22 protein-coding genes are annotated in these 24,191 nt (G+C 34.0%); 20 read left to right on the top strand and 2 right to left on the bottom strand.

What is annotated here, in order from left to right:
* Positions 1 to 32: 32 nt before the first annotated feature.
* A complete protein-coding gene (locus tag NSS71_RS15040) occupies positions 33 to 227 on the bottom strand; it encodes a hypothetical protein (protein ID WP_047943673.1) in 195 nt (64 codons plus the stop codon).
* Between the two features lie 100 nt (positions 228 to 327).
* The gene (locus NSS71_RS15035) at positions 328 to 1,287 is read right to left on the bottom strand and encodes a hypothetical protein (protein ID WP_047943674.1); all 960 of its coding nucleotides are present in this window, start codon (positions 1,285 to 1,287) and stop codon (positions 328 to 330) included.
* Between the two features lie 344 nt (positions 1,288 to 1,631).
* On the opposite strand from NSS71_RS15035, the gene NSS71_RS15030 reads away from it, so the two are divergent.
* From NSS71_RS15030 to NSS71_RS14935, 20 genes are all read left to right on the top strand, one after another.
* On the top strand, positions 1,632 to 2,060 hold the full coding sequence (locus tag NSS71_RS15030) for a nuclease-related domain-containing protein (protein WP_341151970.1): 429 nt from the start codon (positions 1,632 to 1,634) through the stop codon (positions 2,058 to 2,060).
* A 242-nt stretch (positions 2,061 to 2,302) separates the two neighbouring features.
* On the top strand, positions 2,303 to 3,802 hold the full coding sequence (locus NSS71_RS15025) for a DEAD/DEAH box helicase (protein WP_341151796.1): 1,500 nt from the start codon (positions 2,303 to 2,305) through the stop codon (positions 3,800 to 3,802).
* Complete coding sequence (locus tag NSS71_RS15020) at positions 3,799 to 4,491, top strand: ComF family protein (protein WP_341151795.1); 693 nt, start codon at positions 3,799 to 3,801, stop codon at positions 4,489 to 4,491. Before NSS71_RS15025 ends, NSS71_RS15020 begins: the two co-directional genes overlap by 4 nt.
* A gap of 13 nt (positions 4,492 to 4,504) precedes the next feature.
* Entirely contained in the window at positions 4,505 to 4,918 is a 414-nt protein-coding gene (locus NSS71_RS15015) for a TIGR03826 family flagellar region protein (RefSeq protein ID WP_047943677.1), read from the top strand.
* Positions 4,919 to 5,055: 137 nt separating this feature from the next.
* Positions 5,056 to 9,639 carry a hypothetical protein gene (locus NSS71_RS15010; RefSeq protein WP_341151794.1) on the top strand — a complete coding sequence of 1,528 codons (4,584 nt, stop codon included), beginning with the start codon at positions 5,056 to 5,058 and terminating at the stop codon, positions 9,637 to 9,639.
* Positions 9,636 to 9,932 (top strand): EscU/YscU/HrcU family type III secretion system export apparatus switch protein, encoded by a 297-nt coding sequence (locus tag NSS71_RS15005; RefSeq protein WP_047944767.1) that lies wholly within the window; start codon positions 9,636 to 9,638, stop codon positions 9,930 to 9,932. The genes NSS71_RS15010 and NSS71_RS15005 overlap by 4 nt, the downstream gene beginning before the upstream one ends.
* Positions 9,933 to 9,987: 55 nt before the next feature.
* Positions 9,988 to 10,419 carry a flagellar export chaperone FliS gene (gene fliS / locus NSS71_RS15000; RefSeq protein ID WP_144579398.1) on the top strand — a complete coding sequence of 144 codons (432 nt, stop codon included), beginning with the start codon at positions 9,988 to 9,990 and terminating at the stop codon, positions 10,417 to 10,419.
* A 20-nt stretch (positions 10,420 to 10,439) separates the two neighbouring features.
* Positions 10,440 to 11,849 carry a flagellin N-terminal helical domain-containing protein gene (locus tag NSS71_RS14995; protein WP_061800959.1) on the top strand — a complete coding sequence of 470 codons (1,410 nt, stop codon included), beginning with the start codon at positions 10,440 to 10,442 and terminating at the stop codon, positions 11,847 to 11,849.
* A 167-nt stretch (positions 11,850 to 12,016) separates the two neighbouring features.
* Positions 12,017 to 12,454 carry a YaaR family protein gene (locus NSS71_RS14990; RefSeq protein WP_061800958.1) on the top strand — a complete coding sequence of 146 codons (438 nt, stop codon included), beginning with the start codon at positions 12,017 to 12,019 and terminating at the stop codon, positions 12,452 to 12,454.
* A 278-nt stretch (positions 12,455 to 12,732) separates the two neighbouring features.
* Positions 12,733 to 12,987, top strand: a complete 255-nt coding sequence (gene flgM, locus NSS71_RS14985) for a flagellar biosynthesis anti-sigma factor FlgM (protein ID WP_095258474.1) — start codon at positions 12,733 to 12,735, stop codon at positions 12,985 to 12,987.
* A 21-nt stretch (positions 12,988 to 13,008) separates the two neighbouring features.
* Positions 13,009 to 13,494 carry a flagellar protein FlgN gene (locus NSS71_RS14980; RefSeq protein ID WP_061800956.1) on the top strand — a complete coding sequence of 162 codons (486 nt, stop codon included), beginning with the start codon at positions 13,009 to 13,011 and terminating at the stop codon, positions 13,492 to 13,494.
* Positions 13,495 to 13,505: 11 nt separating this feature from the next.
* Positions 13,506 to 15,155, top strand: coding sequence for a flagellar hook-associated protein FlgK (flgK, locus tag NSS71_RS14975; protein WP_095258475.1), 1,650 nt, complete (start codon positions 13,506 to 13,508; stop codon positions 15,153 to 15,155).
* A gap of 46 nt (positions 15,156 to 15,201) precedes the next feature.
* Entirely contained in the window at positions 15,202 to 16,347 is a 1,146-nt protein-coding gene (flgL, locus tag NSS71_RS14970; protein ID WP_251688227.1) for a flagellar hook-associated protein FlgL, read from the top strand.
* A gap of 118 nt (positions 16,348 to 16,465) precedes the next feature.
* Positions 16,466 to 16,915: a flagellar assembly protein FliW gene (fliW, locus tag NSS71_RS14965; protein ID WP_061800953.1), complete on the top strand. Its 450-nt coding sequence runs from the start codon at positions 16,466 to 16,468 to the stop codon at positions 16,913 to 16,915.
* Positions 16,915 to 17,148: a carbon storage regulator CsrA gene (csrA, locus tag NSS71_RS14960; protein ID WP_061800952.1), complete on the top strand. Its 234-nt coding sequence runs from the start codon at positions 16,915 to 16,917 to the stop codon at positions 17,146 to 17,148. The genes fliW and csrA overlap by 1 nt, the downstream gene beginning before the upstream one ends.
* A gap of 146 nt (positions 17,149 to 17,294) precedes the next feature.
* On the top strand, positions 17,295 to 18,419 hold the full coding sequence (locus NSS71_RS14955; protein WP_095258478.1) for a flagellin N-terminal helical domain-containing protein: 1,125 nt from the start codon (positions 17,295 to 17,297) through the stop codon (positions 18,417 to 18,419).
* Between the two features lie 155 nt (positions 18,420 to 18,574).
* Positions 18,575 to 19,165: a hypothetical protein gene (locus tag NSS71_RS14950; RefSeq protein ID WP_095258480.1), complete on the top strand. Its 591-nt coding sequence runs from the start codon at positions 18,575 to 18,577 to the stop codon at positions 19,163 to 19,165.
* A gap of 15 nt (positions 19,166 to 19,180) precedes the next feature.
* Positions 19,181 to 20,188, top strand: a complete 1,008-nt coding sequence (locus NSS71_RS14945; protein WP_341132970.1) for a UDP-N-acetylglucosamine 4,6-dehydratase family protein — start codon at positions 19,181 to 19,183, stop codon at positions 20,186 to 20,188.
* A 54-nt stretch (positions 20,189 to 20,242) separates the two neighbouring features.
* Positions 20,243 to 23,074, top strand: a complete 2,832-nt coding sequence (locus NSS71_RS14940) for a 6-hydroxymethylpterin diphosphokinase MptE-like protein (RefSeq protein ID WP_341132969.1) — start codon at positions 20,243 to 20,245, stop codon at positions 23,072 to 23,074.
* A 28-nt stretch (positions 23,075 to 23,102) separates the two neighbouring features.
* Positions 23,103 to 24,140, top strand: a complete 1,038-nt coding sequence (locus NSS71_RS14935; RefSeq protein WP_341151793.1) for a TylF/MycF/NovP-related O-methyltransferase — start codon at positions 23,103 to 23,105, stop codon at positions 24,138 to 24,140.
* Positions 24,141 to 24,191 lie beyond the last annotated feature (51 nt).

The following is a 24,191-nucleotide window of genomic DNA, read 5'->3' as shown; positions in this document are numbered from 1 at the left end:
TTTTCAAACTTCCCCTATCTTCCAAAATACCATCATTTTTTCTTCTCCATATTCTCAGCTGCAGTAATCTCTTTACGAGCCTCCAGCGTTTGGCGCATCGATTCTACGAGCAAGCGATCCCTCTCTTCTAAACGATTCTCTATGTATTCATGCTGACCATGAAATTCTTCAATCAGCTGTTTATTAAACTCCATTTGTTGCTTGCGGAAGCTTTTGAATACTTCCATTATGTAAAAAACCCGTAAACGTTGTTAAATCAACGTTTACGGGTTTTTGGTGTGTTCCCAAACTTTGATTTGGGAACGTTATTTTGTATGGTGTTGTATATTAATATAATAATTTTTTCCAATAATCTGCAATGCGCTCAAAAGTTTTTGCTGATTTCTCTTTAACGAAGTTATTTGCTGCTTCGTAGTCGTTATCTTGTTTAGAAATACCTTTTGTAACAAAGTTCGATAACTCATCCTGCAATTTAGCAATGAGGACATCAACGTCCGATTTATTTTGAAGCATTCCGAATTTTTCTTTATAACCTTCAATCATTTTGGAAATTTCTGCTTCTGTATAATTGATTTTGCCTAGTTTATTTGTAATCGATAAATTATTTTTTTGTTGGGCATTTAAAGAAGATGTATCCATATGTCGGGTTTCGTAAATCTTCGCACGCCCTTGATAAAATTTTTCTTCGATTGACTTATAGCTCAATACACGTTTTTCATTTCGCTTTGTGTACTGTTCAATCAATTGGTGAAAGCCCTCTTTCGCATCGCCTGTAACATATTTCTCACCAAATAGTTGTAATGCAGCTGTTGAAGAGGCAAGTTCTAATTGTGCCTCAGCAGAAGTTAATTGCTGCGTAATAGGTTTGCTTCCAGATTTTATATCTCGGCCTTTTGGTGTAGCAATATCTAAATTATCTAAGCCATCCGTTATATCTACAAGTAGATTTTCAATTTCTTCAATATCCTTCGCATTCTTCCCATCAAAGATACCATTATCATTTAAATATTGACTGAAAATAAGCCATTGGTCTCGCGGACGATATGAAAAAATATCAGATGGGTCCTCTACTTGCTGAGCAAACATTTGTGCAATTTCTTCATCTGTCTCTGCTTTTAGGTGTTTTATTTCATCAGAGAATGTTAAAGTAAAAGCTTTTCCGTCACGCTCTACTTCAATTTCTTTTTTTCCACCTAGTGGCTGCTTCATTAGTACATCTGTATTGGTCGATGCTTGTTGCTTAAATTGTTCTTTTACTGCTCCTTCAAACAAAAGATTAATTTGCATAACGGCACTCCTTATTTATTACCAGTTAATATAAAGACTGAAAATTGGTATTATATTTTATATCGGCTAACGATAAATAATTTAAATTATGTAGTTACCAAGTGCAGTTTAGTAAACAAAAGCAACTAAGTTTTATTCACAAGTCCTTTTTTATCAAATAGGCAGGAATTCAAATGGCTGTATAGAATAAATTCAGTATGAAAAAAAGGAAGTGAGCAGTTGATCGTAAAACCAATTGAATATCGATATCGAGCGCTCCAATTAGTGGCCTTGCTCTCGAGGATTAGAGCTAATCATTCTAATATTCCGTTAATCAATCAAGATTATCAACGGAAGTTGGCAAGATACAGGGGGGAAGCAGGCAGTGGATTTTCCCGCTTAGTTTTTTGCCAGATGATGAATACTTTATCCTGCATGATTTACGTCTATGGGACGGAAAACATTTTTTCCAAATTGATGTATTAATTCTGCATGCGAAATATGCGTTAATCCTTGAATTGAAAAATATCATTGGCGAGCTATACCTTGATACTGATTTACATCAAATGATACGAATAAAGGAAGAAGAAAAAGAGGCATTTCCTGATCCTATTATTCCTATTTACTCTCTCGTTGTATTTAGTAACCCAAAATCAATTTTGCGGTTATCCTCTCCTCAAATTCAAACCTTTAAAAACACCATCATTCATAAAGAATATTTACCAAAATTGATTTCTAAACTCACTTCTTCCTATAAAAGATCTTTTCTCCCAACAGAGGAAAAAAGAGATTAATCAAGTGTCTTAAAAGAAAGAATACTCCTTTAGATACGGATATTTTGCAAAAGTATTATTGGTTTTTCCCTAGCTGTAGTAATAAGTCAAAAAAAGGCGATACTCCCCACTTTAAAGGATATTAGTCTATAATAGCTTCAAGGACACTAGCAAATTTAAAACTGAAAAGAACAGGATTTGGAAAAAAGGCAATTCATCATTTAACCTTAAAATCTATTTAAAACAGAACTAGGAGGAAAATAATGCGATTTTATCAAAAGGACAATATATTACTCCCCACGAAAAGTAATTTCTCTCACTCCTTCCGAATCTCAAATGCTTCCCAAAATCAACTGATAACGCCGCCACTTAATAAAGCTTATCCATTTAATCCGCAACTCCAAGCTTCCCTCCAAGGTAAAACTTTACTACTAGCTGAGCTCCCTTTTTCAGAACAAGAAATCCAAGCACATTACGAAAATGGTTATTGCTCGTATAGGAAAGGGATAGAGAAAAAAGCTCGCAATAAGTACATTTGCATGCGTTGTGGAAATGAAAATCAGGAGTTATTTGCTACTTTTCCTTGTGCACGATGTAAAGAAAACTGCACTTATTGTCGAAATTGCATCATGATGGGGAGAATAAGTGAATGTACCCCATTAATTAAATGGAGTGGGCCTGAACTGGATCAAGAAACATCAAAAATTGCATTACAATGGAACGGCAGTCTTTCACAAGGACAGCAAGAGGCATCAGACAAAATGGAGCAAATCATCGAGGCACAATCGGAGCTTCTTATCTGGGCAGTGTGTGGCGCTGGGAAAACGGAGATTCTTTTTAAAGGAATTGAAAAAGCATTGCGCGATAATCAGCGTGTATGTATTGCTACTCCGCGTACAGATGTTGTCCTCGAATTGGCTCCTCGATTACAGGAAGTTTTTCCAGAAATAAAGGTATTGCCTGTTTATGGTGGTAGTGAAGATCGTCATCAGTATAGTCCGCTAACGATTAGCACGACCCATCAGCTTTTTCGGTTCCACCAAGCCTTTGACCTCATTATTTTAGATGAAATGGATGCATTTCCATATTCCGTTGATAAATCGCTTCAATATGCTGTGCAAAAAGCCAAGAAGGAACAATCGACACTTATTTATTTAACGGCGACTCCCGATAAAGACTGGCAAGAAAAGTGTAAGCATAGCAAAGTTCACTTTGTGACCATTCCAGCACGCTTTCATCAATATCCGTTGCCTGTTCCAGATTTTCAATGGTGTGGGAATTGGGAAAAGGGCTTGAAAAAGGACAAGCTCCCTGCCATGCTTGTTGATTGGATTCGAGAACGAGTTCCACAAAATAAACCTATGCTCTTATTCGTGCCCAAAATTCATTATATGGAAAAAGTGAAAAAGCTGTTGCAACCAATTGTTGATAAGGTTGAAGCCGTTCATGCTGAAGATCCTGATCGAAAGGAAAAGGTACAAAAAATGCGTAATAAAGAAGTGGATTTGCTTGTTACAACAACGATTTTAGAGAGGGGCGTTACTTTTCCAAATGTAGATGTTGCTGTTTTAGGAGCGGAAAATCGGATTTTCACAGAGAGTGCTCTTGTACAGATTGCGGGAAGAGTAGGAAGGAAAAAGGAATTTCCAGATGGAGCGATAACTTTTTTTCATTATGGAAAAACAAATAATATGGTATTAGCGCGAAAGCAAATTAAGCGAAGCAATCAAGAAGCAGGAGAGAAGGGGATGCTACTGTTATGATTTGCGTGATTTGCTTAGCGCCAGTTATACCGGAATTTAATTGGACCTATCTTTTCTCGAAAGCACCAGAATGCTATTTATGTGCGGGCTGTAAGGAGAAGTTAGCAGTAATAAAGGGAGATACTTGCCGAATTTGTGGCCGATCTTTTCAGTTCTTGGAGTCCGTTCATGTTAAAGAGGGCATGTGCTATGATTGTCAAAAATGGGAAGACGAAGAGGAATGGAAAGGAATTCTGCAATCCAACCAATCGTTATTTTTGTACAATGATTTTTTGAAAGAAACGATTGCACGGTTTAAATATAGAGGGGACTATAATATAGCTGCAGCCTTTGTTTCTTTTTTACCGAAGGATTTCGGAAAAAATAAAGTGGTGATGCCTATTCCATTAAGTGACGAACGTTTGTACGAAAGAGGTTTTAATCAAGTAGAGGCAGTTCTCTTTTATGCAAAAGTTCCTTATGTAAATGGTCTTGTGCGCATACATAGTGAAAAACAATCGAAAAAAACACGGAAACAACGATTGCAGATAGGAAATATTTTTAAAATAGAGCAAAAAGAGGCTGTTATCGCTCAAGATATTATTCTGGTTGACGATATATATACTACAGGTGCAACGTTACGAAATGCAGCGAAAGTGCTAAAGGAAGCCGGAGCAAAGTCCATCACTTCCTTTACAATTGCAAGATGAGGAGGAATCATGGATGGCTGAACTAGGGAATTGCCCAAACTGTGGCGATATATATGTGATAAATAACATTCGAGATGTGTGTTTGAAATGCTATAAACAAGAAGAAGCAGATTATGAAAAAGTATACCAATATATTCGCAAAAAGCAGAATCGCACAGCGCAGATGGATGATGTGGTCGAAGCGACTGGTGTAGAAAGAACATTGATATATAAATTTATCAAAAAAGGCAGAATCAAGCTTGCCCAATTCCCTAATCTTGGATATCCCTGTGCCAAGTGTGGAACGATTATTCGAGAAGGGAAGCTGTGTCATTCTTGTTTATCAGGAATACAGAATGATCTAAATGTGATGGAAAAGGAAGAAGAAAGAAAAAGAGAAATGGAAGAAAGAAATAAATCAGCCTATCGAGTATTAGATAAAAGGTAGAATAATTAAAAAAGTTTAATAGAATTGTAATTCTATTAAACTTTTTTAATTAAATTTTACCATTTTTATTGAATAAATAAAGTTAGAAAGCATTGGGCCGATATAGTAAGAAGAATGTATTTTATGGGAGTGTTATTATGCAAATATCTAATAAAACCCAACTATCCAATGTAACAACCAATGAAAAACAATTAGAGCTTTTAAAAAATGAAACATATAATGCACAAATTAAATCTCGGATTTCAGAAAATGAAGCGGTTGTCCAAATTAAAGGAAAAGACTTTAATGTGAAATTTGAAGAAACGATTCCAAAGGAAAATCGAGTTTCTGTCCAAATTAGTGATATGGATGGTGGTGAAATAAAGGTTAAAACAATCACCACTACTGCTCCTGACTTACCATCAAATCCTTCATCAGAAAAAATGATAGAAGATATGAGCATTTCAGAAAAAAGTAAAAACGAATTAAGAATGGCAACGGCTATTTTAGGAAAAAAAACTACCATAAATAGAGATACATTAGTCCAGTTAAATACATTTTTAGAAAATGAAACAGGGACAATAGAAGAAAAATTAGTTTCATTACGTGCTCTGGCAAGCAAAAATCTGGAGATATCAGCAGTTAATTTGCGTTCTATCCATGCAGCAGTTAATGGAGAGCCGTTGAATGATATCATTACAAAAATAGCAAATGTAATTGATCCTAATTTTCAAAAAAATGTATCGAAAAATCAAGTAGAACATCATAATCCAGTCTATGCTTTAAAAAATGAAACTAGTTCAAAGCAAAATAATGCTTTGACAAAATTAATAAGTGAATTATCTTCTGCAATGGAAACGGAAGAGGATATTCAAAAGGGAATAGAGTTATTACGTACAAAATTAAACGAAAATCCACGGATATCGAAAGAGCATATAAAAAGTATTACACAAGCTATACAAGATTCTGAAAAACTACAATCAATAGCCAAAACAAAAATAATGGATGTATTGACAAATATAAAATTAGACGATTTACAAGAGGCTGCTACGGAATTGAATAAAGTGAAAGACCAAATAAAACAAGAGCCTAATCTACAAAAAGCAATCCAGACGGTAAAAGAGACGATTATCAACAATCCGAAAATGCCGCCGGAAGTAGTAAAACAAGTAGAACAGGCAGTAAGAGAAGCAGCAATAAGCCAGCGTTTAGGCCAAGAGAGTGCGGGCAGAGAGAAATTAGTACAAGCAGTCACAAAGGCCGAACAAGAAATTACGGCCCAACAAGCCAAACCAATAGCACCAGAGCAAAGCAAAGCCGAGCAAGATCAATTGACTCAAACGAAAGACCAAATAAAACAAGAGCCTAACCTACAAAAGGCAATCCAAACGGTAAAAGAAACGATTATCAACAATCCGAAAATGCCGCCGGAAGTAGTAAAACAAGTAGAACAGGCAGTAAGAGAAGCGACAATAAGCCAGCGTTTAGGCCAAGAAAATGCGGGCAGAGAGAAATTAGTGCAAGCACTGACTCGTGCCGAACAAGAAGTAACAGCTCAACAATCTAAACCAATAGCAACAGACCAAAGCAAAGCCGTACAAGACCAATTGACTCAAACGAAAGACCAAATAAAACAAGAGCCTAATCTACAAAAAGCAATCCAAACAGTAAAAGAAACAATTGTCAATAATCCAAAAATGCCGCCAGAAGTAGTAAAACAGGTAGAACAGACAGTAAGAGAAGCGACAATAAGCCAGCGTTTAGGCCAAGAAAGTGCTGGCCGCGAGAAATTAGTACAAGCACTCACAAAAGCAGAACAAGAAGTAACAGCCCAACAAGCCAAACCAATAGCAACAGACCAAAGCAAAGCCGTACAAGACCAATTGACTCAAACGAAAGACCAAATAAAACAAGAGCCTAATCTACAAAAAGCAATCCAAACAGTAAAAGAAACAATTGTCAATAATCCAAAAATGCCGCCAGAAGTAGTAAAACAGGTAGAACAGGCAGTAAGAGAAGCGACAATAAGCCAGCGTTTAGGCCAAGAAAATGCGGGCAGAGAGAAATTAGTGCAAGTACTGACTCGTGCCGAACAAGAAGTAACAGCCCAACAATCTAAAACAATAGCAACAGATAAAGCAGTGCAAAATCAATTGACTCAAACGAAAGACCAAATAAAACAAGAGCCTAATCTACAAAAAGCAATCCAGACGGTAAAAGAAACAATTGTCAATAATCCAAAAATGCCACCGGAAGTAGTAAAACAGGTAGAACAGGCAGTAAGAGAAGCAACAATAAGCCAGCGTTTAGGCCAGGAAAGTGCGGGCAGAGAGAAGCTTGTGCAGGCATTGACTCGTGCCGAACAAGAAGTAACAGCCCAACAAGCCAAACCAATAGCAACAGACCAAAGCAAAGCCGTGCAAGACCAATTGACTCAAACGAAAGACCAAATAAAGCAAGAGCCTAATCTACAAAAGGCAATCCAAACAGTAAAAGAAATAATTGTCAATAATCCAAAAATGCCGCCGGAAGTAGTAAAACAGGTAGAACAGGCGGTAAGAGAAGCGACAATAAGCCAGCGTTTAGGCCAAGAAAATGCGGGCAGAGAGAAATTAGTGCAAGCACTCACAAAAGCAGAACAAGAAGTAACAGCCCAACAAGCCAAACCAATAGCAACAGACCAAAGCAAAGCCGTGCAAGACCAATTGACTCAAACGAAAGACCAAATAAAGCAAGAGCCTAATCTACAAAAAGCAATCCAAACGGTAAAAGATACGATTATTAACAATCCGAAAATGCCACAGGAAGTAGTAAAGCAGGTAGAACAGGCAGTAAGAGAAGCGACAATAAGCCAGCGTTTAGGTCAAGAAAATGCGGGCAGAGAGAAATTAGTGCAAGCAATCACAAAGGCCGAACAAGACGTAACGGCCCAACAATCCAAACCAATAACAACAGACCAAAGCAAAGCCGTGCAGGATCAATTAACTCAAACGAAAGACCAAATGAAGCAAGAGCCTAATCTACAAAAAGCAATCGAAACGGTAAAAGAGTCGATTATTAACAATCCGAAAATGCCACAGGAAGTAGTAAAGCAAGTGGTACAGGTTATTAATCAAGCAGATCAATTAAATGCAGCAGCCAAAGAGCGTATAATAACTGCTCTTAATCAGATTATCGAAATGGATAATTCAAAAATTCCTAATGAAAAGAGTCAAGTTCAACAAAATGAGAGCATTAGAGAAGCTGCTAAGACTAACACGACTCAATTACAGATGGAGACTATCAAACAAGCTGCTAAACAAATACAAAAAGAGCCTATCCTAGAAAAGGCACTAAATGATTTAAAATCTGAGCTTAGTAAAAATGAAAACTTAAGTCCAGATAAAAAAGAAAAGATAGAAAAAGCAATTAATACTTCATTAGAGTTAAATAGTAAAGGCAGAGAGATGGCATCAAGACAAAACATTTCTAAAGCTTTACAGGAAGTAGAAACAGCAATACAACAAGAAAACAAAAATTATGGAGAAGATAGTTCTCTAAAACAAGTGGAGATGGAAGAAAAACGATGGGATAGTCAGTTGCAAGCCATGGGAATATCTTCAAAGGATATATTGGTAACAAAAATATCTCAAAAACTAGCAGAGGCAACACATGAATTTAGAGATATAAAGAGAGAAATCTATCGAAATTTAGATAATGCGCAAAAATTAATGGAAAAGTACAAGGATTCAAGTATCCCACAAGCATCAAAAATAATTGAAAGTACAATTGCTAAATTAGATCAAACAATTTTAAAAAGTGATTTAATGTTATATGCCGATATGCGTACCGAAAAACGACTACTCCAGGCGAGCTCACAATTAGCAGAAGCAAAAAAATATCTTTCTAATGGAAATACTGCCAAAGCAACTGAAATTGTTTCAGAGGTGAAAAAGATGGTTGATAGTATTCAATATAAGCCATCTGAACAAAAAATTGTCCACTATGTTTCAAAAAATAGTGCGTTATTAGAAGAAGTATCTCCATTGAAAAGTTTGGTAAAACAATCTGAGGATATTGGAAGGAATTATATATTAGAAGGAGAAGAGCCTTCTTCACGACAAATGTATGAAAAAATCCGCTCATTCGGTTTAAATCGAGAGAGTGATGTAGCAAATAGACTTGTTTCAAGTCATACACCAACTAAAGAACAGGAAGACAATCTGAAGACAACATTATTGAAATTAGCAAGTAGTGAAAATTTAGGTGATGAAACAGTAAGCAGGCAGGCGGAACAGGCATTAAACAATATTAATGGACAACAATTATTAAATAAGCAAGATTCATCTAGCCAATTGCAAAGTATGTTCTTTAATTTGCCCATGTTGTTAGGCGAGAAAAATGAGAATATACAAGTATTTATCAATTCAAAATCAAAAGGAGAGCAAGTAGATTGGGAAAATTGCAATCTTTACTTTCTTTTAGAAACGAAGAAATTAGGGGATGTTGGAATTTTATTAAATGCGACCGATCGCAATCTATCCATCACCGTAAAAAATGATTCAGCAGATTTTGAAAAGAAAATGTCGCCACTATCTAAAATTGCGGTAGACCGTTTACAAGAGATTGGTTATCAGGTTCAAAATATCCATTTTACGCATCTTACAAACCCTTCAGCTGAAACAATAGAGAAAAAAGATAATAAAAGACTTGCAAGCGTTAATGAATTCATACAAGAGAAAGGAGTTAACTTACAAATATGAGCATGACAAGATATTATAATCAAAAAAATCGCTTTGAAAGAAATGGACCAGTTGCAGCAGTATTAAAATATGACGATAAAAGCACGGCCCCTTCCGTTGTTGCGCAAGGAAAGGGAGCAGTTGCTCAACAAATAATAGAATTGGCACAAAAAAATAATATCCATATGCAAGAAGACTCCTCTCTTGTCGCCAATCTATTAGATATGGACTTAGGGGATAGTATTCCTCCTCAATTATATTCCGTAATAGCAGAAATTCTTCTATTAATTGAAGAAATGAATAAAAAATATTAAAGAAATTAAAAGATGTTCCGATAAAAAAAACAGGAGCATTTGGAGGTGGAAAAACATGGCTAACCTTATTTCAGAAGAAGTACTCTATCAAAAATCTCCACAAGAACTCACAGCATTATTATATGAAGCATGTCTAAATAATTTAGATGAGGCAATTGAAAATATAGAGAATAAGGATTATATCCTCGCGAATGTAAAATTAAAGAAAGCTAATGACATTGTCTGGAGACTTGGCGCTGGGATTAATTATGAGGCAGGAATCATCGCCGATCAACTAGACATGTTATATAACTATATAGCAGGAAAACTTATTGATGCCAATTTAAAAAAAGATATATCCATTATCCAAGAAGTCAAAACGATAATAGAAGAACTGCTTGCAGCTTGGACTGTAAGCATGAAAGAAAAAACACCTAAGATAAATACTGGTCTTCGCCAAAAAACATTGGCATACGAAAAAAATATCATGACATATGATAAAAATTAAAACAAAAGGAGCATGTTAAAATGAAAATTAATCACAATATTCAGGCGCTGAATGCTTACCGTAATCTATATCAAAACCAATTCAATACTTCTAAAAACCTAGAAAGATTATCTTCTGGTTTAAGAATCAATCGTGCAGCAGATGATGCAGCAGGACTTGCGATTTCCGAAAAAATGCGTTCACAAATTAAAGGTTTATCTATGGCCGAACGCAACTCACTAGATGGCGTTTCTTTAATGCAAGTAGCAGAAGGAGCAATGAACGAAGTACACTCTATGCTTCAACGTATGCGTGAATTATCTGTACAAGCAGCAAATGACACAAATACCGATTCAGACCGTAATTCCATTCAACAAGAAATTGATCAGCTGTTAAAAGAGATTGATAGTGTTGCCGCTAAAACTGAATTTAATACACGTAAGCTATTAGATGGTTCTAGTGCAGTTGATACACAATTCCTTGATGGAGAACAGGCAAAAACAAACTTAAAGCAGGTTCCGACAGTAGTAGATCCAACTTTAGCAACAGGCAAATACGAAGTGGCTGTTTCTGGGACTCCCCAATTTGTTAATACATTAAATCAGCCAGGTGCGGGAATCAGTTCCTCAGATGTTCTTACAATGGATCCAGACAGTGACTTAGCATTAGGAGAATATTCTGTGGTGGTTACGGGATATCAGGATGATGGAACAAAAAGAAGCGCCAATATTGAAATTTTTGATCCAAGTGGATTTTCTATTGGACAGCTTGCAGCAGTAGTCGGTGAAGATGGTGCAGAAGAGACAATTGGAACAGAGACTGGCAAGAAAATAAAGATAGACACAACCCAAATTACTGGAAATGGTACAGCTAAAGTTCAAATAGAATCTAAAGTTACATTATCTGTTTCTAAAGTGAATGGTGACGATTCTACTACTCCAATTACTTTCTCGAAAGAGCTTATTACAAGAAATGGAGAAGTTGAGCACGGCGGATTGAAGCTATCCTTTGGAGCGAATGTTAAAGAGGGAGCATCGCAATTTGATTTAACAAACAAAGCTCTAACATTCCAAATTGGTGCCAATACAAATCAAAATCTAAATATTGATATCCCGCAATTAAGCACTGTAAAGCTGGGAATTAATAATTTAAATATTCTTTCAAATGATGATGCTAGCAAATCAATTTTCAAAATTGACCAAGCGATTAACCAAATTTCATCCATTCGTGCTAAACTAGGTGCTACCCAAAACCGTTTAGAGCACACAATCAGCAATCTGCAAGTAACAAATGAGAACTTAACATCTGCAGAATCTCGTATCCGTGATACAGATATGGCTCAAGAAATGACAGAGTTTACCAAAAATAATATCTTGAATCAATCAGCTCAAGCAATGCTGGCTCAAGCAAATCAATTACCAAATGGAGTTCTACAGCTTCTACAATCGTAATTATTAAATCAAAGCTAGTCCTGGTAAAAGATGGACTAGCTTTTTCTCTTTCTGTTTTATGATAATATAGATGTTATAAGTGTGTAATAAATAATAAACTTAACTATAATATCAATCTTCTCTTGGAAATCTAAATATATTTATAATTATGAAAGGGAGGTTTATATATGGAAGTCCAAAGAGTATCGAGGACAAGTACGGATAAAATAAAAAGTAAAGATAATTTGCCGGCAGAGAGTATTTCTTTTCAAGAAGTTATTTCTAAAAATCGTCAACAGGCAGTTTATGAAAAATTATCAAAATTAGTAGAAGAAATTGAGGGACAAGGGAAAAAATTATCGGAACACCGTACGGTAGATGATTTACGCAGATACAAAAAAATGGTAAAAGATTTTATGGATGAAGCGGTTAACAATGCCTTGAAACTAGAAGAGCAAAGTGGTTTTAATCGCAGAGGAAGAACGAAAGTATATAAAATTGTTAAAGAAGTGGATAAAAAGTTGGTGGAATTAACCAATACCTTATTAGACAAAGAAAAAAACGGTTTAGATATATTACAATCAGTTGGTGAAATTCAAGGTCTTTTAATTAATATATATACTTGAATGAGTATTTAGAACTATTGCGGCAAGTGAATTCCCAGGGATTCTATGCTGCTTTTTTATTGTATTGGGATATTTTAACTAAAATGAACATGAAATAGGAATAGGCTGGTTAGAATAGAAATAGGAATATCAGTCTAATTTGTATAAATACAAGTTTTAGTCTTTAAAAGGAAAAATTTTGACCGATATAGAAGATAGAAGAATAAGAACTGAAAGATGAGTATAGTAAATTTCCATATATAAACGTAAGGTCAAATTTTCTGTAGAGGAGTGTAAAAATGAAAATTAATAATTTTAATCCAGTAAATATAAACCCATATAAAAAGCAGATGGAAAAAAATGCAGCTGCACAAAACATTAAAAAAGAAGACAAAGTGGAAATATCAAAAGCTGCGTTAGAACTTCAAGGTACACAAGATGAAGTGAGACTAGAAAAAATTCAGGAGCTAAAAAAGCAAATTAGTGAAGGCACATATCAAGTAGATTCCAAAGAAGTTGCTGAAAAAATTCTATCATTCTGGAAAAAGAGCTAAGGAAAGATAGGAGGATTTCGGATGCAGACCGAAAAGATTGAAGCGTCATTAAAAGACATACTTTCCTTGCATGAAGATCTGTTGCAGCTTTCTTTTGAAAAAAAAGACATACTTATTAAAGGAGATACAGATCAATTACGAGTAATCACAGGAAAAGAACAAAAGTTTATTAAAGCTATTCAAAAAAAGGATCAAGAATTGCAATTGAATTGTAATAATTTTTTAGGCAGTGAACTAATGAAGGCAACATTAAATGATGTTATTAAAATGGTTGACGATCAAACGAAAGAGATATTAATTGAAATAAAACAGAAACTGGTAGAGGTGCTGGGGTTAATAAAAACGCAAAATGATACAAATCAACAACTTATTAACCAGTCTCTGCAATTTATTGAGGTCTCGCTTGATTTATTAAAGCCAGATATAGACACATATAATTACAATCGATCAGAGACGAAAAATCCTTATCCAAAAGAAGGATTTTCGATATTTGAATCAAAGATTTAGGAGGAGAATCAATGGTTTCAACCTTCATGGGCTTAGAAACAGCAAAGCGTGCTTTGACAACACAGCAATCAGCTATTGCTACAGCTGGGCATAATATTGCAAATGCTAATACATTAGGCTATACGAGACAAAGAGTAAGTTTAGCTGCAACACAAGGATATCCAGCAGTTGGCCAGAATAGTCCAGTGATGCCAGGACATTTGGGGACTGGAGTTCAAGCTGATCAGATTGAACGGATTAGAGATAGCTTTGTCGATATGCAATATCGTAAAGAATCTAGTAAATTGGGGTACTGGGATTCGAAGGCACAAATGTTATCACAAATGGAAAATGTTATGGATGAGTTATCTGGAACAGGGATTTCGAATAGTATGGATCAATTTTGGAATTCCTTACAGGATTTAGCGACAGAGCCAGAAAACGAAGGGGCAAGAAGAGTTGTTAGAGAACGCGGATCTGCTTTGGCGGATACGTTTAAATATATGTATACTTCTTTAAAAGCAATTCAAAAAGATAATAGAAATGAATTAGAAAATACAGAAGATAATATTAATAGTGTGTTGAAGCAAATCAATCAATTGAATCAGCAAATAGGTGCTGTGGAGCCTAATGGCTATTTGCCTAATGACTTATATGATGAACGTGATAGATTGCTTGATTCTCTTTCTACGATGATGAATATTAAAGTAGAAGCTAAGTCCAGCGGCGGGTTAGCTCGGGCAAGTGCTGAGGGATTATATGATGTATATATGGCAACACCTGAGGGTGATATTTTAACAGATTCTAATGGTCAGCCTATTAAACTAATAGATGCATCAACAAGAACAGCAAATGGCATCCATATTCAATATGATAGTAGAGAAGAATTAGACAGCCCAGTTACCTCTTTTAAATTTTTTAAACTAAATGATGATCCGACTGCTAAAAGCAAGTTTGAGGGAATTGAAACAGATTCAGATGCTGATGCTGCAAATGGTGTATATACTTTAAACGATTTCAAGGCCTTAAATAGTCAAGGGAAGCTAAAAGGCGTAATTGAAGGTTACGGTTATATGGAAGGCGGAGAAATAAAGGGCACATATAATGCTATGTTTGACGATTTAGATGAAATGGTCTATACGTTTGCAACGGCTTTTAATGAGGTTCACCGAAGTGGATATAGTTTAAATGAAATAGAAGATGGAACTGCAAGAGATATTGACTTCTTTAGTTTTACAGATAGTAATATAACAGCTGATAATCCGAAAGGAGCAGCTGGGAGTATTGTATTGTCTAAGGAAATTTTAGAGGATGTAGATAACATAGCAGCTGCTACAGAGTCCTCAGCTGGAAACGGAACAAATGCCTTAAACCTTGCAAAAGTAAAGGATTCTATTCTTGATTTTGGCGGAAATAAAACAAATGTCCAAGCCTTTTATCAAGGGGTTATCGGCAAATTAGGGGAACAAGCTTCTGAAGCAAATAGGATGGAAAAGACTTCAGGAATATTAAAAAATTCTGTTGAACAAACAAGAATGTCTGTAAGTGGTGTATCGATTGATGAAGAGATGGTTGATTTAATCAAATATCAGCAGGCATATAATTCAGCGGCAAGAATGATTACAATTGTGGATGAAATGCTTGATAAAGTTATTAATGGAATGGGTGTAGGAGGAAGATAAAAACTTCTATTTTCTAACTAATTAAAACTAGGAGTGTAACAGGCAAATGAGAGTAACTCAATCAATGCTTACCAATAATAATTTGAAATACATTAGTAACAGCTATAAGGATTTACAAAGGCTTTCTGATCAAATTACAACAGGGAAAAAAATAACTAAACCCTCTGATGATCCTGTTGTAGCCATGAAAGGGATGCGTTATCGTACACAAGTATCGGAGATAAAACAATATCAGCGAAACCTTAATGAAGGATATAACTGGATGGAAAATGCTGATACTGCACTAGATAGTGCGAACCAAATTTTACAAAAAATTAGAGAATTGACAGTGCAAGCGTCAAATGATACGTATGATGAAACGGCACGTAAGAATATTGTCGATGAAATTACCACATTACAAGAACAGTTAGTAACATTGGCAGAAACAAAAGTAGGGGATAAGTATATTTTTAATGGCACGGATACAGCGTCCTCTCCCATGAATTTAAATCAAATAGATATGGAATTTGAGGGATTTCAAGCTGGTTTAGCAGATGGGTCTATTAATCCTTCTGAATATGTAATAAATTATCAAGGAAATAAATATACCTATGATAGTACTGATAATATGTTTAAAAATAAAAATGGCTCTTCGATTGAAATTGATGGAAATACAGGAGAAATAACATATACCTATCAAGAAGAATTACCATATAAAGATGGAGAAACAGTTGCTGCAGAAAAGAAAATAGATAGTGGAAGTATTGTTATTTCAAAAGATACTGCTGTTTCGACGAATTCAAATCAAGTGCTATTAGAAGTCTCAAAAGGTATATCTATCCCTGTTAACATAACTTCAAGTAATGCCTTTTCATTAGATATGTTTGGCGGAATTGAGGCAATTAAGAAAATGATCTTGGACCCCGATGCAACAGGGAAGGAAATTACTAAATCATTAGATGCAATTGATGGCTATATAACAGATGTTGTTTCCACACAATCTCAATTAGGAGCACAATTGAATCGTGCTGAAATGGTTGAAAGTAGATTGAAGAAGCAAGAGGTTGTTGCGAATGAAACACTTTCTGAGAATGAAAATATGGATTTTGAAGAAGCAGTGATGGGCTACTTAACACAGCAGCTGGTTCATAATGCATCCCTTCAAGTAGGAGCGCAAATTATGCAAAGATCATTAGTAGACTTTTTACGATAAGCTGTCCGATTGGATAGCTTTTTTCGTTTATAATAGAATTAACTATAGATAGATGGCAAACAGAATTTTTTTCTAATGGATGCAGATAATAAATTAAAATGAGAATGGTGGGTATAAAGTGGAAATTAAAACGAAATTTCATGGTAATGTCTCTATAGAAAAAGACAAAATAATTCGATTTGAACAAGGATTACCTGGATTTGAAGAGGAGAAAGAATTCTATATATTGCCTTTAGAAGGTGGAGCAGACCTTTTCGTACTTCAATCAATAGCAACCCCCTTATTAGCTTTTGTCATGATAGATCCATTTTTGTATTTTAAAGAATACGCAGTGAAAATTTCCGATGAGGTGAAAGAGTTATTAAAAATACAAGATACAAAGGAAGTAGTCATCTTTTCTCTATTAACCATTAAAGAAGAATTGAAAAGCATTACAGCTAATCTTCAAGGACCAATCGTTATAAACGATAAGCTGAAAAGAGGCAAACAAGTCATACTAGTAGATTCAGATTATCAAACCAAACATGAACTTTTTCTTTTCAAGGAACAAAAGGAGGGTTCTAAATAATGCTGGTATTAAAAAGAAAAGTAAATCAATCGATAAAAATTGCAAATGATATTGAAATAACAATCCTAGCAATTGAAGGAGAGCAAATAAAAATCGGAATCGAAGCCCCCAAAAATATCGAAATACATAGAAAAGAGGTATATGTAGCTATTCAAAATGAAAATAATGAAGCAGGAGATGCTTCCGTAGATTTTATAAAAAACCTTACTAATCAATTAGGAAAAAATAATTAGATTTTTATTGTTAATATACTAAACATAAATAATTCCCTGTCGATATATTTAATAGAACGGCAATTCAAGAAGGCGGCCGACTTTTTGAAATGACCGGCTAACCACATGGATGTGGAATTATTTATATTCAGGGAGGAAAACAAACAATGATTATCAATCATAACTTATCAGCGATGAATACTTATCGCCAAATGGGTGCAAACCAAACAAATGCTTCTAAATCTATGGAGAAATTATCTTCTGGTTTACGTATTAACCGTGCAGGAGACGACGCAGCAGGTCTAGCAATTTCTGAGAAAATGCGTGGACAAATCAGCGGTTTAAATCAAGCACAACGTAATGCTCAAGATGGTATCTCATTAATCCAAACAGCTGAAGGTGCTTTAAACGAGACGCATTCCATTCTACAACGTATGCGTGAACTTGCTACACAAGCAGCGAACGATACAAATACAGATCAAGACCGTCAAGAATTACAAAAAGAATTAAACCAATTAACTTCTGAAATTAACCGTATTGGTAACAATACTGAGTTTAACCAAAAGAAATTATTGAATGGTTCACAAAGCTTAAGCAGTGGTAATAGAGTTGCAACTGCTGGTAATACAGCTAGTGGAAATGGTTTACACTTACAAATTGGTGCAAACTCACAACAAAACTTTACTGTTGATATTTTTGATATGCGTGCAGAAGCACTTGGAATTGCTGGTACAGCTGGATCTACAGCTCAAATTGGTCAATCAGCTCAAGCTGGTCAAAAAAATGCATGGGTAACTGGCGGTGCAGCTGGAACTGAAGACTACAATTCAGCTAGTGGTGCAAAAGTTACAGGAGCAAACAAAGTACTAACAGAAAATGGAACTACTGTTGGTGCGGAGCTTGTTGCAAAATCTTCTGATGCTAAATTTGCTTCAGGTGCTGCAAATAAACTTACAGATGCTGGTAATGCTACTGGTGCTGAAGTTTATGCTTTAGATATCAGTGATCATAAAAAAGCTACTTCTGCAATTTCAACTATCGATGCAGCTATTAACCAAGTTTCTGCTGAACGTTCTAAACTTGGAGCATTCCAAAACCGTCTAGAGCATACAATCAGCAACTTAGGTAACTCTTCTGAGAACCTACAATCTGCTGAATCTCGTGTACGTGACGTAGACATGGCGAAAGAAATGATGGAAATGACTAAGTCTAACATCCTTTCTCAAGCATCTCAATCTATGCTTGCTCAAGCAAACCAACGTCCACAATCAGTATTACAATTATTAGGTTAATAATAATGGCAAATGACTACCGAGATTTCGGTAGTCATTTTTTGTCTTAATTTTTCTTCGATACCTTTCCTTCCATTATTTATCTTCTATTTCTTATTCAACTCTTTGAAATAATACCGATATAGTAAGTAGAATACGTTTTTGGGGGTTACTAAATGGAATTATATTTATCCGGTGAAATGCTTATTTATGAAAATAGTGTTGAAAATATAGATATGCTTATTCAAAAAATTAATGAGGACTTAGAAAAAAACAAATTATACTTTAGTCACTTAATTATTAATGGAAAAGAAGTTTATAGTGATTTTGAAGAACAAATTATGGAGCAAATCAATACAATTGAAAAAATAGAATTAGTAACAAAAACAATTGATGAATTTATTAACGATTTAACGGTATCATTAAACGAATATAGTAATCGTGCTATCCCAAGTATTAAACAGCTTACAGAGCAATTTTATCAAACCCCAACAGAAGAAGCATGGGGCATGCTTCAAGATTTATTGGAAGGCTTAAATTGGGTGTATAGTACGATAAAGAGTATTGGCAATACGGAGTTAAATGAGTATAAGGAAAATCTATTGAATATCGCTAATCATTTCGAAGTTGAATTGCCTAACCTGCTGGATGCAATTGAAAATTATGATTACATCTTAATTGGAGATATTATTTCTTATGAAATTCTTCCACAATTTGAATCAATTGGATCAGTCACTGAAAAGACATTTCAGGTTATAAATAAATAGAAAAGAGTTAATTAAATGGATAATAATCTATACTATCGTAAAAAGATTTTAATTATTGGCGGAACAGGGACAATTGGCAAACAGCTGCTGATTGAAATTCTTAAATGTGAGCCGGAAGTTGTTCGGATATTTAGCAGGGATGAGTATAAGCAATTTGAACTGCAGCAAGAGTTGGGAAGTATATCTAATATTAGGTATTTAATTGGTGATGTGAGAGATCAGCAGAGGCTGTTAATGGCAATGGAAGATATTGATTTTGTGTTTCATTTAGCAGCAATGAAACATGTACCTGCGTGCGAGTATAATCCTTTTGAAGCAGTGAAAACAAATGTCATCGGAACACAAAATGTCATTCAAGCTGCATTAGATGCTGGTGTAAAAAGAGTCTTGTTTACAAGTACAGATAAAGCGATTGCCCCTACTAATGCTTATGGAGCCACAAAATTGACGGCTGAAAGGCTTGTTTCTGCAGCCAACTATCAAAAGGGTCCTAAAAATACCATTTTTAGTTCGGTTCGATTCGGCAATGTAATGGGATCAAGGGGGTCAGTTATCCCGTTGTTTAAAAAGCAGATTTTGGAAAAAGGGTATATAACTATTACCAATAAAGAAATGCTTCGTTATATGATGACTCCATCTCAAGCCATTTCCCTTATCCTCGAAGCAAATGAAAAAGCAATTGGTGGAGAAGTTTTTGTATTAAAAATGCCAATAATTAAATTAGGTGATCTAGCTGAGATTATAATGGAAGAAATTTCGAATAAATTCGAATTAAACAATATAGTTGAAATAAAAGAAATCGGCTTAAGGCCAGGGGAAAAAATGTATGAAGAACTCATGACAGAAGATGAAATAAGAATTGCATATGAAACAAATAATATGTATATTATTCCTCCAACATATACCAAATACAAGGCAAATCATGATAGTTATCTAATGAAAGAAATACCTATTGTTTCAAAAGAAAAAGCAATAGAAAAAGAAATATTGAGAAATTGGATATTAAAGGAAATGATTCTCTGATTTGGTGAATGAAAAACTTTTTAATTAATAATTAATAATAAAGGATATGATAATTTGAAAAGCAAAAATTTATCTATTTTAAGAGAATACAATCCAAGTCTTTTCAATTTAATAAAAATAGATTCAATAGAAGAAGATGATACCAGTTATCAAGTAATTGAAACACGAACGGGTATGCCTACTATACAAGTAAATAAAGATGACCGTTCACGATTTCTTCATAGCAAATATGACCCGAAAAGTGAAGCGGAAAAATTTATTGAGCAGTTCCAAGAGAATATGGGTGATTATGACCATGTATTATTCTATGGTGTTGGCTTAGGTTATCATATTGAGGCTTTTACAAAGCGTAATCCCATGTTTAATTTCTCTATTTATGAGCCTAAAATCAATATATTTAAATTATATGCTGACCATGTAGAAATACCTTTATACAGAATAAAGAATATATTTGTCGAAACATCCAGAGAAGCGGGCCAAAATTTTTTAATAAAATTAACAGAAGAAATACAGGAAAGAATTTTATTAATTATTTTACCGAGTTATCAACAAATTTTTAAAGATGAATTTGCAGATTTTATGGAAGACTTTAAAATGGCAGTTGAATATAAAAAACAATCACTTTATATCGATACTAAATTTAGTACAAGGTGGACAATAAATAGTCTTTCAAATCTTTCTACAACGGTAAATTCTCCAAATATCTTAAATCAGGCATATAAAAAACTCTTTAAGCAAAAACCTTTAATTATTGTTTCAGCTGGTCCGTCTTTAGAAGAAGAATATGAAAATTTAAGATATATAAAACAACATAAACTAGCCTATATTTTTGCCGTTGGTTCCGCTAATAAAGCTCTAATTGCTCAAGATATCATACCAGATGCAGTAACTACTTATGATCCACAAGGCCATAACCATAATGTGTATTCAAGTATTATAGAAAAAGGGATTGAATCTATTCCCATGATATATGGTACGAGCGTGGGTTTTGAAACGTTAAATTTATATCGTGGCCCGAAGTTGCATATGTTTACAAGCCAAGATACAGTAAGTAAATATTATTTGCAAAATCAAAATGGAATGAACTTTGAATTTATCGAAGATGCTCCAACAATTGCTTCTGTGACATTCCAATTAGCAGCTAAGTTAGGATGTTCTCCAGTGGTATTCGTTGGTCAAAATTTAGCTTTCAGAAATAATCAATATTATTCTAAAGAAGTTGAGTACAAAGGTCTAGGCAGGTCTTTTCAATTACAAGAAACTGATCGAGCGAACACTATTATTGTAAAAGATGTATATGGAAGGGATATAGAATCCACTCCTTCTTTCATTAATATGCTGGAGAATATGGAGTACTATATTGCAAAATATAAAAATGTCGAGGTAATAAATACAACAAATGGTGGAGCTGCAATCGCAGGTACTGAATTTATACCATTAAAAGATTTCATTAAAAATAGACTGTGTTCTGCTGTGGTGCAAGAAAATTGGTTTCAAACTATACAAAATGAATATAGTGATGGACACTTATTGAAGTATATTAACAAAATGGAACAATCCATGGAGAATTTTCAAAAGTTATATAAGGAAATTTTAGTAGTTTTAAGTGAGATTGAAAATAAACTAGTGAAGAAAAACATTTCACAACTTCCAAAAAAATTCCAAAAATTTGATAAAATAATGAAAAAAATCATTATGAATGAGTGTTATGTTACTTATATTTATCCGATAAATCGTTCTCATTTTCAATCACTAAGCTTAAAAGCTGCAAATATAAGAAAACAAAGTAATGTTATAGAAAAAGCAAAAATTTTAATTGAGTCCTTTAGACCGTTTTTAGAGAGATGTAACGGAACAATTGAGCGGATTACTGAACTTATTTTAAGAGAACATTACCAGTTATATAAAAATATAAATCATAAGTGTTATAAATATTATGATGTATATAATGGGTGTTTTAGTTTTACAGGGCATGTAGAAAAGAGATATAGAAATAGTGGAATTTACTTATTTAAAGAAGAAATGAATACTGATTACTCCACAATAAAGTTTAGATTTACCGGTAAGTATCTGCGAATTATAGGTAGAAAAGTAACGGACAATAACAGTATACAAGTATTAATTGATGGAGAGGTTGTTAATAGCAATACTAAAAATAGTAGCGGAATTAAAGCTAGTGTTTTTGAGATTAATAATCTTGAAAACCAAGAGCATCAGGTTGAGATCCGTTTATTAGAGAGATCTATATTCTGGTTTTTAGGTGTAGAAGTGGAAGAAAACGAAAGAGTACTACATGTAAATGAAGTAACTACGATAGACGAACTAGAAATCGGTAAAAAAATTCGCTGCCACTATACTGCAACATATAATAGAATTGGAACATTTGATAATCTTGGAAAAGAAACAGTTGATTTTATTTCAAATGAGTCAATGGGAAATCCGAATGGAGATTTTTATTTTATTATGGTAGATGAAGATGGGGCCAATAAAAAATTAATTGCTGATCGAAATATACAAAACTATGTAAGTTTTAAAAGGCTGAAAGAAGGTCTGAATCAAAATGTTCATATTGATAATTTATTGAATACAAGAATTCGGTTGCCCCAAGTTACTAGAGATATTGATGAATGGGTTTTATATATCCAAAATTCAAATTTGAGTAATACTATCGTAGCCAATGATGAAACTGTCTGGAATCATGAAAGAAATGTAGATAAGTCATATGGTTTACATAGTTATATAGATGAGGAAGGTAAAGCAGCTGCATATAGCTATTATACAAACAACGAAATGAATATTATTAAAGAAAATACCCTTTTTAAAATTGATGAAAAAGATATTCAGAGACTATTGGGTTTTAGACCAGCGCTAATTATAAAAAAATAAAAGTATAATATGAAAGATGGTAATCCAATTGGAAAAAATCAAAGTGTTTATTTTCGGAACAGGATTGGGAGCCGAAAAAATCTTAAAGTATATCAACACAGATCAAGTATCAATTGAAGGATATATTGATAATAAAAAGTTAGTTGAAAAAGTGGAATATAATAATAAACAAATCATATCACCAAACGATTTAGGGCTATATGATTTTGACTTTATCATTATTGGAAGTTCTACTTACGCTGAAGAAATGCAAAATCAATTGCTGAAATTGGGAATTGATAATAAAAAAATAATCATCCCTTTGCGTCGAACAATGCAGCAAAAACAGTTTAGAGAATTTTATGTGAAAAAAAATCAAGAATATGAGAGATATAAAAAGGCCTTAAAACCTGAATATTTGCCTGAGATATTTAATGACTTTGGCCTATACTCCATAAATCAAGGTATTAGGGAAAGTCGAAAGATCAATTTAATGGAATATCCAGACTATGCCTTAAAGGGAAATGATTATGTTCGTTTATCTACTCTTGAATTATTATCACGTGAACTTGAATATAAGCAAGTAAAAGGAAGCATAGCTGAATTAGGAGTATATCAAGGCGACTTTACAAAAATTATTAGAGATCTATTTCCTCAAAAAAAATTCTATTTATTTGATACATTTGAAGGCTTTTCAGAAAAAGACATACATTTGGAAGAAATAAATAATTATTCTATAGCTAAAGCTGGAAGATTTGAGGATACTAATTTAGAAATTGTTTTGAAAAAAATTAAAAATCCAGACAATATTATTGTAAGAAAAGGCTACTTTCCTGAGACTACTATTGGATTAGAGGATGAATGCTTTTCCTTTGTCAGCATTGATGTAGATTTGTACCAGCCTACATTAGAAGGGCTAAAATATTTTTATAAGCGTTTATCAAAAGGTGGCTATATTTTAATTCATGACTATAATTTTGATAAATATAAGGGTGTAAAAAGTGCTGTGCGAGATTATTGTGAAAATGAAAACATCAGTTATACTCCAATTAGTGATTATTTTGGAAGTGTTTTAATTACGAAATAGTTGCTTGAATAAGTCATATCCTTAAAATAAATACGTTAAACGTTATATTAA

Origin of the sequence: Niallia sp. FSL W8-0951, from assembly GCF_038006525.1 — a bacterium.
Classification (GTDB): Bacteria; Bacillota; Bacilli; order Bacillales; family Cytobacillaceae; genus Niallia; species Niallia circulans.
Note: the sequence above shows the minus strand (reverse complement) of the source record. Positions and strands in the feature narration are given on the sequence as shown.